General features: G+C 43.1%; 15 protein-coding genes and 1 pseudogene. 2 read left to right on the plus strand and 14 right to left on the minus strand.

Annotation, left to right across the window (positions count from 1 at the left end):
- Positions 1-41: 41 nt before the first annotated feature.
- The 12 genes and pseudogenes from QAI40_RS13330 to QAI40_RS13380 all read right to left on the minus strand — a co-directional run bounded on the left by QAI40_RS13330 (position 42) and on the right by QAI40_RS13380 (position 11,824).
- Positions 42-323, minus strand: coding sequence for a HigA family addiction module antitoxin (locus QAI40_RS13330; protein WP_299983981.1), 282 nt, complete (start codon positions 321-323; stop codon positions 42-44).
- A 12-nt stretch (positions 324-335) separates the two neighbouring features.
- Positions 336-458 (minus strand): annotated as a pseudogene (locus QAI40_RS17195) (type II toxin-antitoxin system RelE/ParE family toxin); the annotation flags it as partial.
- Between the two features lie 251 nt (positions 459-709).
- Positions 710-997, minus strand: a complete 288-nt coding sequence (locus QAI40_RS13335; RefSeq protein WP_299983983.1) for a type II toxin-antitoxin system RelE/ParE family toxin — start codon at positions 995-997, stop codon at positions 710-712.
- Positions 994-1,200 (minus strand): hypothetical protein, encoded by a 207-nt coding sequence (locus QAI40_RS13340; protein ID WP_299983985.1) that lies wholly within the window; start codon positions 1,198-1,200, stop codon positions 994-996. Before QAI40_RS13340 ends, QAI40_RS13335 begins: the two co-directional genes overlap by 4 nt.
- Positions 1,197-1,346 carry a hypothetical protein gene (locus QAI40_RS13345; protein WP_299983987.1) on the minus strand — a complete coding sequence of 50 codons (150 nt, stop codon included), beginning with the start codon at positions 1,344-1,346 and terminating at the stop codon, positions 1,197-1,199. Before QAI40_RS13345 ends, QAI40_RS13340 begins: the two co-directional genes overlap by 4 nt.
- A gap of 408 nt (positions 1,347-1,754) precedes the next feature.
- Positions 1,755-2,990: an ATP-binding protein gene (locus tag QAI40_RS13350; protein WP_299983989.1), complete on the minus strand. Its 1,236-nt coding sequence runs from the start codon at positions 2,988-2,990 to the stop codon at positions 1,755-1,757.
- A gap of 175 nt (positions 2,991-3,165) precedes the next feature.
- Complete coding sequence (locus tag QAI40_RS13355; protein ID WP_304511668.1) at positions 3,166-3,750, minus strand: helix-turn-helix transcriptional regulator; 585 nt, start codon at positions 3,748-3,750, stop codon at positions 3,166-3,168.
- A 7-nt stretch (positions 3,751-3,757) separates the two neighbouring features.
- Positions 3,758-5,140, minus strand: a complete 1,383-nt coding sequence (locus tag QAI40_RS13360) for an HlyD family type I secretion periplasmic adaptor subunit (RefSeq protein WP_304511669.1) — start codon at positions 5,138-5,140, stop codon at positions 3,758-3,760.
- Positions 5,137-7,284, minus strand: a complete 2,148-nt coding sequence (locus QAI40_RS13365) for a type I secretion system permease/ATPase (RefSeq protein ID WP_304511670.1) — start codon at positions 7,282-7,284, stop codon at positions 5,137-5,139. The genes QAI40_RS13360 and QAI40_RS13365 overlap by 4 nt, the downstream gene beginning before the upstream one ends.
- Positions 7,277-9,223, minus strand: a complete 1,947-nt coding sequence (locus QAI40_RS13370; protein WP_304511671.1) for a bifunctional diguanylate cyclase/phosphodiesterase — start codon at positions 9,221-9,223, stop codon at positions 7,277-7,279. Before QAI40_RS13370 ends, QAI40_RS13365 begins: the two co-directional genes overlap by 8 nt.
- Positions 9,220-9,852, minus strand: coding sequence for a transglutaminase-like cysteine peptidase (locus QAI40_RS13375; RefSeq protein ID WP_304511672.1), 633 nt, complete (start codon positions 9,850-9,852; stop codon positions 9,220-9,222). The genes QAI40_RS13370 and QAI40_RS13375 overlap by 4 nt, the downstream gene beginning before the upstream one ends.
- Before the next feature lie 40 nt (positions 9,853-9,892).
- Complete coding sequence (locus tag QAI40_RS13380; RefSeq protein WP_304511673.1) at positions 9,893-11,824, minus strand: TolC family outer membrane protein; 1,932 nt, start codon at positions 11,822-11,824, stop codon at positions 9,893-9,895.
- A gap of 344 nt (positions 11,825-12,168) precedes the next feature.
- Between QAI40_RS13380 and dapA the strand changes: the two genes are divergently transcribed.
- Positions 12,169-13,203: a 4-hydroxy-tetrahydrodipicolinate synthase gene (dapA, locus tag QAI40_RS13385; RefSeq protein WP_304511674.1), complete on the plus strand. Its 1,035-nt coding sequence runs from the start codon at positions 12,169-12,171 to the stop codon at positions 13,201-13,203.
- Positions 13,204-13,256: 53 nt separating this feature from the next.
- Here dapA and QAI40_RS13390 read toward each other — a convergent pair whose 3' ends face one another.
- Positions 13,257-14,048 carry a YkgJ family cysteine cluster protein gene (locus QAI40_RS13390; RefSeq protein ID WP_304511675.1) on the minus strand — a complete coding sequence of 264 codons (792 nt, stop codon included), beginning with the start codon at positions 14,046-14,048 and terminating at the stop codon, positions 13,257-13,259.
- Positions 14,049-14,295: 247 nt separating this feature from the next.
- On the opposite strand from QAI40_RS13390, the gene galU reads away from it, so the two are divergent.
- Complete coding sequence (galU, locus tag QAI40_RS13395) at positions 14,296-15,168, plus strand: UTP--glucose-1-phosphate uridylyltransferase GalU (protein WP_304511676.1); 873 nt, start codon at positions 14,296-14,298, stop codon at positions 15,166-15,168.
- A gap of 7 nt (positions 15,169-15,175) precedes the next feature.
- On the opposite strand, the gene QAI40_RS13400 is transcribed toward galU, so the two are convergent.
- Complete coding sequence (locus tag QAI40_RS13400; RefSeq protein ID WP_304511677.1) at positions 15,176-15,751, minus strand: lytic transglycosylase domain-containing protein; 576 nt, start codon at positions 15,749-15,751, stop codon at positions 15,176-15,178.
- Positions 15,752-15,918: the final 167 nt, after the last annotated feature.

The raw sequence follows: 15,918 nt of genomic DNA on the forward strand, positions 1-15,918 counted from the left end.
AATTGGTTTTTTTAAAAATGCTATCTGTTTTTACTTAAAATCTATGCAAATATTTTTACTTTTATATCGTCTTCATGTTGCAGGGCGTGCCAAAGATCATAATGTGTCTGCTGGATCAGCCAGCTTTCAGGGCTGCCGCCAAACGCTTTTGAAAGCCTGATAGCCATTTGCGGTGAAATACCAAAACGGCCATTTAATAATGCTGACAATGTCTTTCTTGATACACACAGCCCCTTGGCTGCCTCGGTAACTGTTAAGCCCAAAGGTTCAAGACAAAGTTCTTTGATAACCTTGCCAGGATGTGGTGGATTGTGCATAACCATTTTATTTTCTCCTTAATGATAGTCTTTATAATCTACATCTGCGGCCTTATTGTTTTCAAATCGGAAAATCACCCGCCAGTTTCCCGAAACATCAACCGCCCAGAATTGTTTTAAATCCCCTTTTATGGGTCTGAAATAGTTTTTAACCGGACGTCATCCTGATTTCATGAAAAATCCCTGGCAAGGCTTCAACAAGGTATAATGGAAGAGACAATAGTTTATAACGCGCTGTTTCAATTCCATTGACCGTACTTAAGTATAAAGTGATCGGAATCTTTTTTTTTGCTGAAGCAATTCTAATTTTTATTACCCTATATCAAAAAATAAAGCATGGGATATTATGATCTAAAAACTTTTGTATAAATGTGAGGGTGACGGCATTTGCTTTATAACCCCTCAGGCATCAGCCGTGCCCCGTGAATCACGGCAATAACATCAATCTGGTCCGGCTTGATCCGATAGATAATCCGGTATGGTTTTTCAATCAGTTCCCTGATATTATCGGCATCATACTCGGGCACCTTTCTGCCGGACAGGTTATGTTCGGCAATCTGTTCGGTACGCCGGGTGATCCTGTCAATCATATGCCTGGCATAGGTTGGAGAGTTGAACGCTATGTATTCGTAGATATTGGCAAGATGATCAATAGCGTTCTCGGTCCAGAGAACTCTCATTTTGTTAAACCAAACTTTTTACGGACGTCTTTGACATCCATGGTGCGACCTTCATCACTGTCCTTTATGCCTGCTTCAATGGTTTGACGGACATAAATCTGGTGCATCAGGTCATCCCAGGTGGCCTGGTCCGGAAGTTGGTTTAATATTTTGTAAGCTTCTTGTTTTATCCCTTCGGTCTGCATATTTTTATCTCCTGTCATTTTGCATCCATTGACATGACATCTGTCATTTTGTTCTTCATGATCATGGCATCCAGTATTTTAAGAACCGCATCCTGTTCTTCAGTATCAAAATGTTCAAGTTCCCTGAATCGTTTTATGAATTTGCTATTGTGCAGCTCGGTCATATCGGTTTGTCTGCGTAATGCCTTAACTTATTGCCAACAGCCTTTCTCATCTCTTCATCCTTCATTGTGGCTTTATCTCCTGTTTTATTATTTTTTTGAACAAATTATAACACAGGTTTTGAAATTGACATTGGCACACTATCATTTTACGACTATAACATAATCGCATAATGAATAAAAGTTTTTCTTGATACACACGCCCCTTGGCTGCCTCGGTAACTGTTAATCCCAAAGGTTCAAGACAAAGTTCTCTGATAACCGCCCAGAATTGTTTTAAATCCCCTTTTAACGGGTGTAATCTAAGACCCGACAGATTCATATCTTCCGGGGTTTGGGATCATGAAATATCCGGCAGCCAGTTATGGATATTTAAAAGACATAGAAGGGTTCACAGCTAAGATGATGTGTCTATATATAAACAGCAGGGAGTTGAATAATCTTGTCTGCAATCATTTGGACTTGCTCACCATTATTTATTAATATACCAAGAGGCAGTTCATTGTCCTTAACAAATTTTTTCAAGGTCTGAATCTGCTGCATTTTAACTCTGGTTCCAAATTTAATCTCAATGGGCAGAATTCCAAACGGGCCTTGTAGAATCAAATCAATTTCAGCTCCGTTTCTTGTTCTATAATAAGAATAGTTCCAGTTTGTACAATGGGTAGCTTCAATTCCCCTGATAATTTCTTCAATTATAAAAGCTTCAAAACTTGCGCCCACATTGGAATAATTCATTAATTGTTCCCGATTGGTCACTCGCTGGAGAAAGTGAGATAAACCGCTATCCTGAAAATTTCCCCTTGGCATTTTAGTTAAAGATCGCTGGCTGTCCCTGGCATAGCTGGAAATGTTACGCCAAATATAGCTGCCCTGTACAATATCAAGATAATCCCGGATTGATTTTTCGCTGATATTTAATGATCTTCCTGTCTGGGAACGATTTATTATGGTGCCGCTCAGTGCAGAAAGCATTGAAATAAAGCGTTGATATTTAATTAAATCAAGCCTGGGAAAAAGTGATCTGATATCTCTTTGAACATAAGTCTGGAAATAATTCTCCATCCAGGTAGCATAAAAGAACCGATCATTTTCCAATATTGGCTCAGGATATCCACCCATCAAAAAAGCATCCATGACTTGATTGTGACTTAATGTTGGCTTAAGCTTTTTTATTTCTCCAAGGGAATTTGATCCAAGAGGCTTGTCAAAAATTTTGTAAAAATCAGACAAGGGATGAGAATTTATCTCATTGGCTTTAAGGGTGTTTAACTCAATAACACCGACCCTGCCTGCCAGGCTCTGGGATACATTTTTTATCAGATCAAGAGAACTGGAACCTGTAAGAATAAAACGGTTTTTAACTTTTCTGTCCCTGTCAATAACACCGCGTAGATGTGAAAACAGTTCCGGATATTGCTGGACTTCATCAATAATAATTGAATGGGGATTTTCCTTAATGAAAAATTCAAAATCCCGCGAGATAAATTCAAAGTCCTGAAAGCGCTCAAGATCAAAATATGCCCATTCAGGCCTGATCATTTTTGCAAGGGTGGTTTTTCCGCACTGACGTACGCCAAGAATAATAACAGCCGGAAAAAAATCCAACAAAGTATTAAGCTTTTTATGCAAGTTTCGATCAATCATATTCGTACTATACAAACGAATTTTACTGATGTCAACTGAATAATCCCAAAATTAATTTTCCCGATGAAAGGAAGCCCGGGAATACGTACTTATTTACTTACACAAAAACAGTTGGACTATATGGTTTCTGTTGCATAATTAGTTATTACTGCAAAAAAACTTAAGCATGCACTTTCTATTTCATCCGGGTAGCCAGCTCAAGTCGGTCCCGGCAGCCTGTTTTTTTGAAGATGGATGTGAGGTGGGCCTTAACCGTACGAATGGAGATGAACATCTTTTCGCCGATCTCCCTGTTTGACAACCCGTTGACCAGCCATTTGGCCACTTCTGCTTCCCGCAAGGTTAAGTCTTTCAGCCATGGTTCTTCTTTTTTTTCGCTTTTATTGGCGGGCAAAGCTGTAATCATCCGGTTGACGATGGCAGGGGGCAGCCATATCTGACCTGATTTAAGGGCAAAAACAGCCTGGTGTAAATTTTCCTCGTGCATGTGCCTGTTGCCATAGGCTCTTACGCCACGCCGCAAAAGCCGCATGGCCTGTTCAATTACCGGTACGGTGACAAGGATCAGGGTCGGGCAGATGATTTGAGGCAGATCTTTTTCCCGGCACCACTCAAGGTCGATAATCAACATATCTTTGCTGGTTATCTCCTGATTGATCAACTCCTGAATAGCGGACAAGTGCCTTGTCTTATACTGTTTTCCGAACAGGTCGACACAGAGTCCAACAAGTGTTTCATCGCCGCTGTAAACAATAAGCATTGTTACCTTATCTTTCCCTTAATGCATTGTTTTTTGCCCGGAGAATCGGTTTCATCAAATACTGCATAATTGTTTTTTTGCCGGTAATAATATCCACCTGGGCGGTCATGCCCACAATGATATTTTTCTTATTTGTTTCCGTGCCCAGATAATTTTTCTCCGTCATAATACGGACCAGATAAAATTCCTCCTGGCGCTCATCGGTAATGGTATCCGCACTGATATGAACTACTGCTCCGTCAAGCCCCCCGTAAATGGCAAAATCATAGGCACTCAGCTTTACGATGGCTTTGAGCCCCGGATAAAGAAAGGCAATGTCAGAAGGCCTGATTTTTGCCTCCACCAATAATCTTTTCTCATGGGGAACAATCTCTATAATATCCATTCCCGGCCTGACAACGCCGCCCAGCGTATTAATCATCAGTTGCTTGACCGTGCCGTCAACCGGGGAGCGGACATTGGTCCGTGTGACCCGGTCTTCTATGGCGACCTGGTTTTCCCTCATACGCTCAATTTCCGCCAGGGCTTTGTTTAATTCTTCCTGTGCTTCGCCCCGGTGTCTGCTCTCTATTTCCCGGATCTGGTTTTCAGCCTCCTTTGTTTTTGATACCAGAGATTCCGCATTTTTTATCGCGCTTTCATGTTCATGCTTCTTATCAAGGACCTTTTGTTTGAGCTGGATAAATTCCAGCTCGGAGACCAGTCTTTTCTCAAACATGGGCCGGGTGAGTTCAATTTCCCGGGCCATCATTTCCCGGCTGGATTCCAGGATTTTTATTTCCAGGCGGGTAGCTGCCAATTCTATTCTCCGCTGCTTCAGCCGCTGTTTCAAGACCCCGATTTCGCTTTTTTTCCGAATCATGTTGGTGTCGTAAAGTCTTTTTTCCTTTACAAGCAACCCTTTAATATCGGCAGCTCCTGCCGAGCCCGCCTTAAAACTTTTAATCCCGGCTTCAGCCTGGAAACGGACAACGCGTGCCCGAAGCTCATTAATCACAGATTTACTCTCTGCAAAGGAACTTCCGGCGCCGGTATTGTCAATAATGACCAGGGTCTGTCCTTTTTTAACGGAATCTCCTTCATGCACCCTGATTTCTTTAATAATCCCGCCTTCCAGATTCTGCACCACCTGGATCTGCTGGGAAGGGATCATCCTTCCGCTTCCCTGGGTTCTCTCATCGATTTCAGCATAATTTGCCCATGCGATCAGAGAAATAATCACAATGGCTACGGCATACAGCAGGATGTTCGTCCTGGCAGGGCTGTCCGACAGAATCGCCGCACTCAGGCTGTTCATAAACCGGATATCGTTTTGGCTGTATTTTTTATGGAACTGTTCCGGCAATCGCCCGGACGCAACCTTTTTGACGGAATCCTTATCAACGCTCACTTGACTTTCCCTCCAAGTTTCGCAAAAATCTCTTCCTTTGGACCATCCATGACGAGTCTTCCCTTATCCATGACCAGAATACGGTCAACAATCTTCAGAATAGACGGTTTATGCGTTATGATGAGGGTTGTTTTGCCTTTGGTAACCCTGGTCAGGTTCGAAATAACCTGATTTTCCGTATTGAAATCCATGGCATTGGTTGGCTCGTCAAGCAGAACCACAGGACTTTCATTAATAAAGGCCATGGCCACGGCAACCGATTGCCGCTGTCCACCGGACAGGGCGAATCCTCTTTCTCCCACCTGGAGATCCATACCCATGGGATGACGGTCGGTGAAAGTGTCAACGTTACCGATTTTTGCTGCGTTAATGATCTCATTGTCACCGGCATGGGGGGACTTGAGTGTGATGTTGTCCCGTACCGTTCCGGAAAAAAGAATGACATCCTGGGGTATATAGCTGAAATTATGACGCAGGTCAGCCGGATCAATCTGCTTTATATCAAGCCCGTCAATAAAGATGGCTCCTTCACCGGGATCAAACAGACCGAGCAGGAGCTTGCCGATGGTGGATTTCCCCGAGCCCACCGCACCGATGATCCCGACCCTTTCGCCGGGATTGATGTGAAAACTGATATTGGATATGGCTTTGTTCTGTTCTTCCGGGTAATTGAAACCCACATCCTTGAACTCGATTTTCCCCCGAAGAATTGGCCGATGGAGAAACTTCTTTTTTTCAGGACGTTCTATTTCCTTTTCCATAAACTCGTTCAGGGATTTGAGCCCGGCTTTCATCTGTCCGAAGTTCAACAGCAGTGAAATCGCCTGGGAAAAGGGTGCAATACTGCGTGAAGAAAGAATGTTGATCGCGATAAGTCCACCCATGGTCAACTCTCTTTCCTTGATCAGGTAAACGCCCGCAATAATAATGGCCACACTGCAGCACTGTGAGATAGAGCCGGACATGGTGGCAAGTGAACCGGACCGAACCCGGGAGCGCTGGGTTTTGCCTGCGATGAACCCGCTGCTCTCTTCCCAGTGCCACTGCATGGAACTGCCGGCATTAAATGCCTTGATGGTCTCAAGATTGGCCAAAGATTCGACCAGGATGCTGTTTCGCTGATGGGTTGCCTCGTGGGTGCTGTCGATGACTTTCTGGATGGAATGCCTCATGGGAATACTGAGAAGCAAAATAAGAAGGATTGCCGCCAGCGGGATCAACACAATGATATTATTGATGGAATAAATTACCAGGAGAAAAACAGCTGCAAAGGGAAGGTCAATAAACGCCGTAATAGCACCGGATGCGAAAAATGACCGGATGCCGTCAAGTTCCCTTATGATACTTGAAAAAGCCCCCACAGAGCGGGGTCTGTTTTCAAGTTTCAGGTTCATGGCCTGCTCAAAGAGCATGGAAGACAAAATGACGTCACTTCGTCTGGCGGCATTTTCCAGAAAATAGGTCCTGATATGCTTGAGGATAAAATCAAAAATATAAATGAGACCGACACCGGCGGCCAGCACCCAGAGGGTGTCAATGGCATTGTGAGGAATAATGCGGTCATAGACGTTCAACGTAAAAATAGGGCCTGCAATCACGAAGAGATTCACAAGGAATGTTGCCAGCAGGACCCGCCCGTATATCCCCTTGAATTTCATGAGGGTGCCGAAAAACCAGTTTTTCCGTTTTATAAACTCCCCGGTTAACTGCTCCTGGCCGAATCCTTCATATTTTCGTTTCAAAAAAAATACATAGCCGAGATATCCTTGTTCCAGTTTTTCCATGTTCACCTGAACAGGGGCCTCATCCAGGGAAGGGATGATCACCTGTGCGGTTTTGTCCTTGCGGTTGATTTCCAGAAGGACACAGGCATTGTCGCCTTTCAGGGTAAGGATTACCGGCAGCACAAGGGAAGGGATATCCTTTAATTCGCGCCTCTGTAATTGTGAAAGAAACCCGACTTTTTCTGCAGCCCGTGAAAAATTTGCCTTTGGGTTATCAATACTGAAGAGTCTTTGCTTCTCACTCCTCGGCTCAAAGGGAAGACCAGAGGCCAGAACTTCTGCAGAGGTTGGTTTATGGTTCAGCTTTGTGAGTATCACCAGACACTGCATCAGGGGATCGGTAGAAAGCGTATCACTCATTTTTGTCTCTCAAAGGAGCAATCCCTGCAATGCCATACCCCTGGAAATAGTTTATATTTCTATCGGCGAGTACCAGCCGCTGTGCTTCGTTTTCAATTTTTGTTGCAATCAATTTGATGCCCAGGCTGGCGCTGATTGTGAAAAGCGCATTCAGGACCATATCAACTTTTTCAGGATCATCAAATACTTCCAGATAGTCCCGCTCAATTTTAATATAATGGGGCTTTATCTTCTTGAGATGGCTGAGCGATGCATCATGCATGGTGTACTGGTCTAAGCCGAATTTGAAACCCATCCCCGTGATTAACCCGACAAAATCAATGAAGATTTCAGGGTACCGGATCAGTGTGGTTTCATGAATCTCAAAAACAAGGCGGTCCTTCAGGGATTTGTGTTCCATTAAAAATTTCCTGAGCCAGAGGCAGGCCAAACGATCCCGGCAAAATTCAGTAGTGATATTGACTGCCAGGGCATGTTCAGGATTGATCGAAAGATATCGGTCCGACTGCTCCAGAAGATATTGGTCAAGTCGGCTTGCCAGCCCAAGCGTCACTACCATGGGTATAAACAATCCAGCACGATACTGAACACCTTGCCGGTCAACCATGTTGACAAAAACTTCTCGATGGAATTCATCCGCACCAGACATTACAGGCTGAGCTGTCAGAAAAAAACGGTTTTCAGAAAAGGCCTCTTCAATTAACGTTTTCCACGCCGCCTTGCCGATCGCAGCCTGGGACTGCTCCTCCCTGAAACTTTTAACCGTCCCGTTCAATCCGGTCCGGGCCTTTGACAGGGCATAGTCTGCTTTGGAAAGAACCGTGCTCAAATCATCCTCGTATTTGTAAGATGCCAGACCGCCATAAACCTCTATGGAGTCGGGGAGAGCCTTTTCATGACTTAATCCTGCTATAAAATTACTTATGACTGCTTTGGCAATTGCCAGGCCTTTTTCCGATCTACTATCCGGTAGAATTATACCAAATTCCCGCCGGGGCAACCTGGCCACCAGAGCATCCTCTACGGACTCTGTTTCTTTTTTTAGTATTTTTGCCAGATGCTTGAAAATTTTATGGGTAAGGGGCCGATCCCCGGAAAGTTCAATTCCTTCCATTTCGGTCAACCCCAGCATGATAACCTGACCCTGGGCTTTTTCCCCGCGGTTTTTTATAAAATGGGCAAGCTGTTTTACAAAAAATGGACGATTATGAAGTCCGGTAATATGATCTTTATAACGTAATTCCTGGTAACGAGTCAGGCTTTCGAGATGGCGATTAAAGATCGATTCCACTTTTTGGACCATGATGTTCATGGCGAGTACAACTTTTTTCAACTCGGGGGTTTTCGGAATATCCGGATTGATAATAAATTCGTTGTTGCTGATTTTCTGAGCCTGGAGCTTGATTTTTTCCAGCGCTCTTAAAAGATGGCGCAAGCCGAGATAATTTATAAAAATAACAATACTGCCAAGCAAAAGAAATTGCAGACAAAGCTGCTTAAGTATTTCCCATAGTTTTTTATATGACTGACCGGGGTGACCCTTAATCTGAAGCGTGCCAAAAACAGACCACCCGTCCATCACTTGAGCTTCTGCCACAGGTATGATCAGGTCTATATGATTTAAGAAAAAAGCAGGCACACCATAAACCGTCAATGCTTCACTCTTCTTGTAAATCACATTGCCGTCCCGGTGGACTAGTGTTATGGATTCGTAATATCCACCGTCAAACATTGCATTGATGCTGGTTTTCACAAAAACATCATCCGACGGTCTTGAACTAAATGACAGGGCAAGGACATTGGCAAGATTTTTTGCGTTGAGATATGATTGATTTGCAGTAAAGTCCCGCGCTGTGTTAAAATTGATCCTCAATACGATGATCAGCGTGATCAGCAGCAACAAGGTCACTAATAGCTGTATTTGCTTTAAAAGACTCAATTTTCCCTCTCCTGAATTTCCAAATCAATCGTTTTTAAACTGAGTTGGGTTTTTAACAATTTCCGGTTAATACGCTTGCCAAGGCCATATTGTTTCTGGATATAAAGATCACTAGCAGTAAAACTGTATACCGGGATAAGGTCCGGCCGCTGGGTGGCGGGCAGAATTTTTTTGATGTAGTTGTCAAGGACGAAAGGCACGGTACCCGGTTCCTTATAGTAGGTCACTACAAGGTGAGCTGCGTCCGGGTAACCGACCGCCTTAACATATGTTAAAAATAATTTTTCCTCTGGAACACCCAGCTGCACCATGGTCAGAAATTTGGCCACGGCATAATCTTCACAATCCCCCTGGCCCTTACCGAGAAACTCTAGACGGCTGGCCCAATAGTCCTTCTTGTTCCATGTTTTGATATCAGGACAATATTCCAGCTGGTTAAAGAACCTGTTTACCCTAATAACGATTTGATCTTCCGGTAATTTAATCAGCTCCTCCATCTGCAACAATAGGCTGTTTAAACGTCTGACGGCCTGCTCACCGTATTTCCTGCTAAAATTATCTACCAGGTTTTCAGGTACAAAAAACCTGGTAGAAGTCCCGGCAAAAACTGCCAGAGCCAGAAGGCTCAACAATATCACAACATATTTAATACTGTGCCTCAACCGGAAGTTACTGGGTCAACTTGAATTCAGTCCGGCGGTTTTTCTGTCTCCCTTCCGCTGTTTCATTAGTTGCAACAGGTTCAAGTTCACCTTTCCCGCTTGATAAAAGTCTGTCCTCACTAATTCCTGCTTTTTTCAGTTCCTCATAGACGCTCTGCGCCCTTGCCTCAGAAAGGTTCTGGTTGTACTCGATGCTTCCAGTACTGTCTGTATGTCCAATTACCTCAATCATAAATTCAGATGCCTCAATCAATTGTTCGGCAATAGGTCCGAGTAATTCCAGTGCCTCATCTGTTAATACGGCAGAATCAAAATGGAAATGAATGGTATTCAGATGGATGGATTGTACCTTTTTAGTCTTGTCAATTTTAAGAATCCCTTCTTCCTCTTTAGGTAAAATATACGGACCAGGGGCTTCAGGTTCCTGGTAACCTATCGGGACAAGCATTCCTTCAACACACCCAAAAGGGAGAACCGTACTGCCTTTGATCGAATTGTCACACTGATCGCTGACATCTACGACAATATCGACATCCCGGTTTGGGTCCAGGTCGTCCTCATACTCTTCCAGGTCATACGGCTTTTCAGACGGGAGATGCATCTCTTCTAACAGGCTTATATCAAATTCGTGAATTAATACCCCGGTTGCCTGGAAAATCCGATAATAGGCCACCAGGTTCATATAGTCTGATTCTGTGTTGGCGACCTTGGCCGCATTATACTCGTTCTCCATATCAAGAATATCAAGCAGTGTTCTCCGTCCTGTATGATACTCATCTTTAAAAGCGGATAATGTTTCGGCACTCAGGTCCACATGGTCATTCAAGAAATCCTTTTTAAGGTTCTCCGCCTCATAAATATTCCAGGCCAGTCTGACAGCCTGGTTGACATTCCGGCGTTCGGTATAAGCGCGTTGATATTCCTTTCGCAGCTGTCTGTATTTGTTGCCTTTCTCACCATCCCGTACACCGCCGTCATAAAATAAATAATTCAGTTTCAGCATGGCGGAGGCTTGCATTGTATCACCATCATCTCCATTAACATCATTACGGTACTGGGCTTTTAATTCCAGGTCCAGGGTTGGCCAGTAATCTGCTTCTGATTTTTCATAGGCATACTTGCGTGCATGAATATTATATTTTGCCACTTCAAGGGCGGGATGGTGGCGCAAACCCATATCCACGGTTTTATCAACCGTATCCGGTATTTTAAACACAGGCGTGGGCATAATAAACTGCTCAGGTTTTATCAGACGGCCAAACTGACGGTGAAACTTGACAACCGCCTGGCTCAAATCCTGCTGTGTGGAAATATGATTACCTTTGGCCAGAGACAACCGGGCTTTTGAATTGCTTAAGTCGGAGAGTCGGGTAAACCCTGCAATTGTTTTTTCTTTGACCTGTCCCAGAATTTTTTCCTGGGTCATTACGTTTTCCTTTGACAATTCTAATAGTTCGCGAGTTTTCAACACATTGATATAGGCTTCGGAGGTTTCCAAAAAGACTCTATTGGCAACGGTTATTACTTCATAGGCAGCTGCAAGAATCCGGGCATCGGTTTCCTCGACAAATGCAGCCGTCTTTCCCCCGTTGAATATGTTTTGGCGGGCATACAACGTCGCAGTAGAAGCAAACAACTCTTCCCGTTGGTCATTGGTATCCACGCCGTCCGTTACTTCCGGGCCGGCAGTCAGTTCTGCTCCTATTTTTGGCCGGTATCCGCTGGTGGCGATAGACCGTTCTTCCACGACGCTGCGATAGCGCTCCTGGGCTTCCAGAATTTCCGGGCTGGTCTTGATCACATCCTCCAAAATTTCATTTAAGGATATGCGAGAAAATGTTTTGTTTTCATCCGCCGATGCGCTACCCCCCCCGATCAATAAAAACACAACAAAAACGGTTAACAACTTCCACTTAAAAAATTCATAAATAGTCTGCATTTTGAAAATTCTCCTTTCATAGAGTCGTTGCCAAAAATATAGCTGTTTTTAAAACGCCCGGAAAAATATGTGATGTCATCGCAACAGAGTAAAGAGAAATTGCTGCGCATCCAACAATAAATTGAACAAATCTGACACACTATTCAGGAGTTTAAGTTTCATATTTAGGACAGGAAAGCCTTGTTTGTCAAGAGAATATAAAAAAAATCAAACACTGAACTGCCGGGACCAGTGAAAATAATCAGCAATTCATATTTTGGCTTGAACCAAATTAAGACTTGTGATAGCAGTGAGTATAGGAAAAATCTATTGAAAAATAATTTATTACACGGCAGGAGTAAGATATGAAATCAGGATGCTATACAGCATTAATCACCCCTTTTAACCAAGCAGGAGAGCTTGATCAGGAAGGCCTTGAACAACTTGTCAACTTTCAGATTGAAAATGGTATCACAGGAATACTTGCAACAGGAACAACAGGTGAAAGCCCCACATTCAAATGGAAAGAACACGATCATGTGATTGCCCGGGTTGCACAACTTGCAAAAGACAAATGCCTTAGAATTGCCGGGACAGGCAGCAATAATACTGACGAAGCCCTGGAAGCGGCAGGCCATGCTGCCAAAGAAGAGGTTGATGCAGTCCTTATGGTGGACCCATATTATAACGGACCCAGCTCCCTTGAAATCAGGAAGGAATATTATGAAATAGTTGCAGGACGTTACCCTGATGTCAACATTATCCCCTATATTATTCCGGGCAGAACCGGTGCCCAGATGCTGCCCCAGGATCTTGCCATCCTGGCAAAGAACTTCCCGAATATATCCTGTGTAAAAGAAGCTACGGGCAATCTTGAAAATATGAAACTTACTCGGAAATACTGTGGAAATGACTTTAAAATATTCTCCGGAGATGATGCATTGATTTATGATATTATGACAGATCCTGAAATCAAGGCATGCGGGGCAATTTCAGTGATGGCCAATATTGCACCCAAATTTCTTACACAGATGATCTCACAGCTCAACCAGGGAGATACGGATGGGGCCATGAAGATTCAGACAGCCTTAAAACCCCTGCTTGACCTTGTTGTAGTGACCACACAGGAAGAATCCGAATTCGGAGCGGTCACTTGCCGTGCAAGGAATCCGCTTCCTTTAAAAACTCTGATGCAGTTATTGGGAATGCCGGGGGGGCCCTGTCGCAGACCCTTGGGAAAAATGACCCAAAAAGGTTTTCATGTTCTTTGGGATGCGGCAAAAACCATCCAGGCCACTAACCCGGAAATCTTTGAACCGATTGGTTCATTCTTTAAGGTGGATATTGAAGAGAGGCTGAATAACCTAAAATTCCAAAAAGATCTGTGGTATAATTACTAAAACCAGACAGGCCATGCTGTTCCCGGCATGGCCTGTCTGAATTCAGGTATGATTTACTTTTTTTCTTTTACTTGAAATTCTTCCTGCCCTGTTTGAAAAAAGCTGGCTTTAAGCCAGTTAAATCCAAACTGCAGCAATTTGATATCATCATTTTTAATTTCTTCAATTTTTTCCTTTTGAAAATCGTATCTTTCAAGGAAGCTGCTGTTAAATACAAATTCTCTGAACTTATCAATATTATAGCAAACCAGGAAAAACATCCTTTTGCTCTCTTCGGAAAGTTTCATACTGTCAGGCAATGATTTTTTCCTGACGATCAACTCCATCCAGCCGTCATTGACTTCATCCCGAAGGTCAACACCCTGGTCTTCCCTCCATTCGGCAACCGTCCATTCCTTCTTTTCATCAAACCCCAGGCAGTGGGCTTCTTTCACCGTAAAATAGAATTCATCTTTTTCACCATTCTCTCCGGAATAGCTTAAAGATCCGACCCCTAAAGGATAATATCTACAGGTGGTGGGACGATCTTCATAAATAGCGCATCCTTCCTTGTCGTCAACAAAGGGACATGATTTTCTTTCATCATCCAGAAGTTTAAGCGTCACCACAGGAAGGCTTCCCTTCTCAAGAAGTTGCGGTGCGGTAAATTCAGCAAGAAACTCATCGGAAGTTATTTCCAGTTTTTTGCGCATGGTTAAAATATCGTATGGGGTAAGCATAATATCAATTCCCCGGCAGCAATCTGTAAAACATTTGATACCTTTATGGCACTCAAACTGAAACTTACTCCTTAAGCTAAGCTGCTCCGGCGGTATTTCAGATGTTTTTTGGGTTGTATCAGTCATTAAAACTTCCTTATCTAAAGTTATCATGATCGTTTAAAATTGTGGACTATACAAAAAAAAATCAATGATGTCAAACGATTACAAACCAATTACGATTGGGCAACTCATTCATTGCCATGAATATCATAAATCTTTAATTAAAATAAATTTGACATATAATTATTTTCAAAATAAATAACAATAGAATAGAATTTTGAGCACCATACTTAGTTAAGCATAAATCACTAAATCATCCAAAGGAGTTTTCATGAAAATCAAAAAGGCTGTTTTCCCTGTAGCCGGACTTGGGACTCGATTTATACCCGCCACCAAAGCCATGGCAAAAGAAATGCTCCCGGTTGTTGACAAACCCATTATCCAATACGCTGTTGAAGAAGCCTTTGAGGCCGGTATAGAACATATTATTTTTGTTACAGGCCGTGGGAAAAAAGCTTTGGAAGATCATTTTGACAGATCTTTTGAAATTGAACACGCACTCAAGGAAAAGGGAAAAGATGATCTTTTAAAACAAATCCAGGAGCTTGTTCCAAAAACCGGAACCATTATTTATACCCGGCAGAATCAACCCTTGGGCCTTGGTCATGCTATCTGGTGTGCAAGGGATATTGTCGGTGATGAACCATTTGCCGTTCTTTTGGCGGACGACCTTATCCAGACAGACAAACCAGTCCTCTCTGAAATGGTAAAAAAATTTGACAGATTAAGGGCCTCCATGGCAGCTGTCATGGAAGTTGAAAAAGACCAGACAGATAAATACGGTATCCTTGATGCCAAACTGGTGGAAGAAGATATTGTTAAAATCAACGATATGGTGGAAAAACCGAAGCCTGATGAGGCGCCATCCAATCTCGCCATTATCGGCCGTTATATTCTAACCCCTAAAATTTTTGAGTATTTAGGGAGAAAAAAAAGAGGGGCCGGCGGAGAAATCCAGCTCACCGATGCCATGAAAGCCCTTCTTAAGGAACAGCCGATCTACGGATACAAATTTAAGGGGAAACGATTTGATTGTGGTGACAAGGCGGGCTTTCAGATGGCCAACCTGGCATTTGCCCTTGAAAGACCGGATATGAGAGATAAGCTGATAAAATTTATAAAAGAAATTCAAAAAGACTTTTAGCAGCTAATCAGGATTTTTTATACTGGCTATAGATTTCCATTACTTTTCTGACATAATCCTGCGTTTCTCTATATGGTGGAATCCGTTTATGCTTATCAACCACCTCGGGTCCTGCATTATAAGCCGCAAGAACCAGGGGCAGTTTGTACTCATATCTCCTTAAAAGCCGCCGAAGATAAAGCGTTCCCCCCATGATATTCTGTAAAGGGTTAAACGGGTCTTTTACAAAAAGGGTTTTTAAATTGCCCGGCATAATCTGCATCAGGCCCTTTGCTCCTTTTTTTGAGACAGCTTTTGGATTAAAGCCTGATTCCACTTTAATCACGGCTTTAATTAAAGAGAACTCAACACCATATTTTTTTTGTGCTTTCTTGATAATATCATCATATTTTTTAGTGCTGGTCCAAGGCAGTACTTTCTTGGGTTTTTCTTTGATGTATAATCTATAATTCGACGATGTGGGCACATTTGTAAAATGGACAACACCGCTGCTGTCAACATACATGTAGATATCGGCAAAGGCATAGTCTATACAAACGATGCTTAAAGTAATAAATAGGATGATCCCTGTTTTTCTTAACATTTTCCTTAGCCCAAGTTCGTCAAAATAAATTACAGACACCCGTCGGTAGGGAGTCGGTCACTATTTATGGTCACTACTCATTTCGCATTGTATAACTTCCTTGGAAGGGGCTCCTCATTGAGACCCAGCATTCTATAAATATTTTTATGATCCGGTTCTGGGAGACT

Source organism: Desulfobacula sp. (genome assembly GCF_030611305.1).
GTDB lineage: Bacteria > Desulfobacterota > Desulfobacteria > Desulfobacterales > Desulfobacteraceae > Desulfobacula.

Coding starts and splice junctions, on each gene's coding strand:
- QAI40_RS13330 (WP_299983981.1), bottom strand. CDS start 323: ATGGTTATGCACAATCCACCACATCCTGGCAAGGTTATCAAAGAACTT.
- QAI40_RS13335 (WP_299983983.1), bottom strand. CDS start 997: ATGAGAGTTCTCTGGACCGAGAACGCTATTGATCATCTTGCCAATATC.
- QAI40_RS13340 (WP_299983985.1), bottom strand. CDS start 1,200: ATGACAGGAGATAAAAATATGCAGACCGAAGGGATAAAACAAGAAGCT.
- QAI40_RS13345 (WP_299983987.1), bottom strand. CDS start 1,346: ATGACCGAGCTGCACAATAGCAAATTCATAAAACGATTCAGGGAACTT.
- QAI40_RS13350 (WP_299983989.1), bottom strand. CDS start 2,990: ATGATTGATCGAAACTTGCATAAAAAGCTTAATACTTTGTTGGATTTT.
- QAI40_RS13355 (WP_304511668.1), bottom strand. CDS start 3,750: ATGCTTATTGTTTACAGCGGCGATGAAACACTTGTTGGACTCTGTGTC.
- QAI40_RS13365 (WP_304511670.1), bottom strand. CDS start 7,284: ATGAGTGATACGCTTTCTACCGATCCCCTGATGCAGTGTCTGGTGATA.
- QAI40_RS13380 (WP_304511673.1), bottom strand. CDS start 11,824: ATGCAGACTATTTATGAATTTTTTAAGTGGAAGTTGTTAACCGTTTTT.
- dapA (WP_304511674.1), top strand. CDS start 12,169: ATGAAATCAGGATGCTATACAGCATTAATCACCCCTTTTAACCAAGCA.
- QAI40_RS13390 (WP_304511675.1), bottom strand. CDS start 14,048: ATGACTGATACAACCCAAAAAACATCTGAAATACCGCCGGAGCAGCTT.
- galU (WP_304511676.1), top strand. CDS start 14,296: ATGAAAATCAAAAAGGCTGTTTTCCCTGTAGCCGGACTTGGGACTCGA.
- QAI40_RS13400 (WP_304511677.1), bottom strand. CDS start 15,751: ATGTTAAGAAAAACAGGGATCATCCTATTTATTACTTTAAGCATCGTT.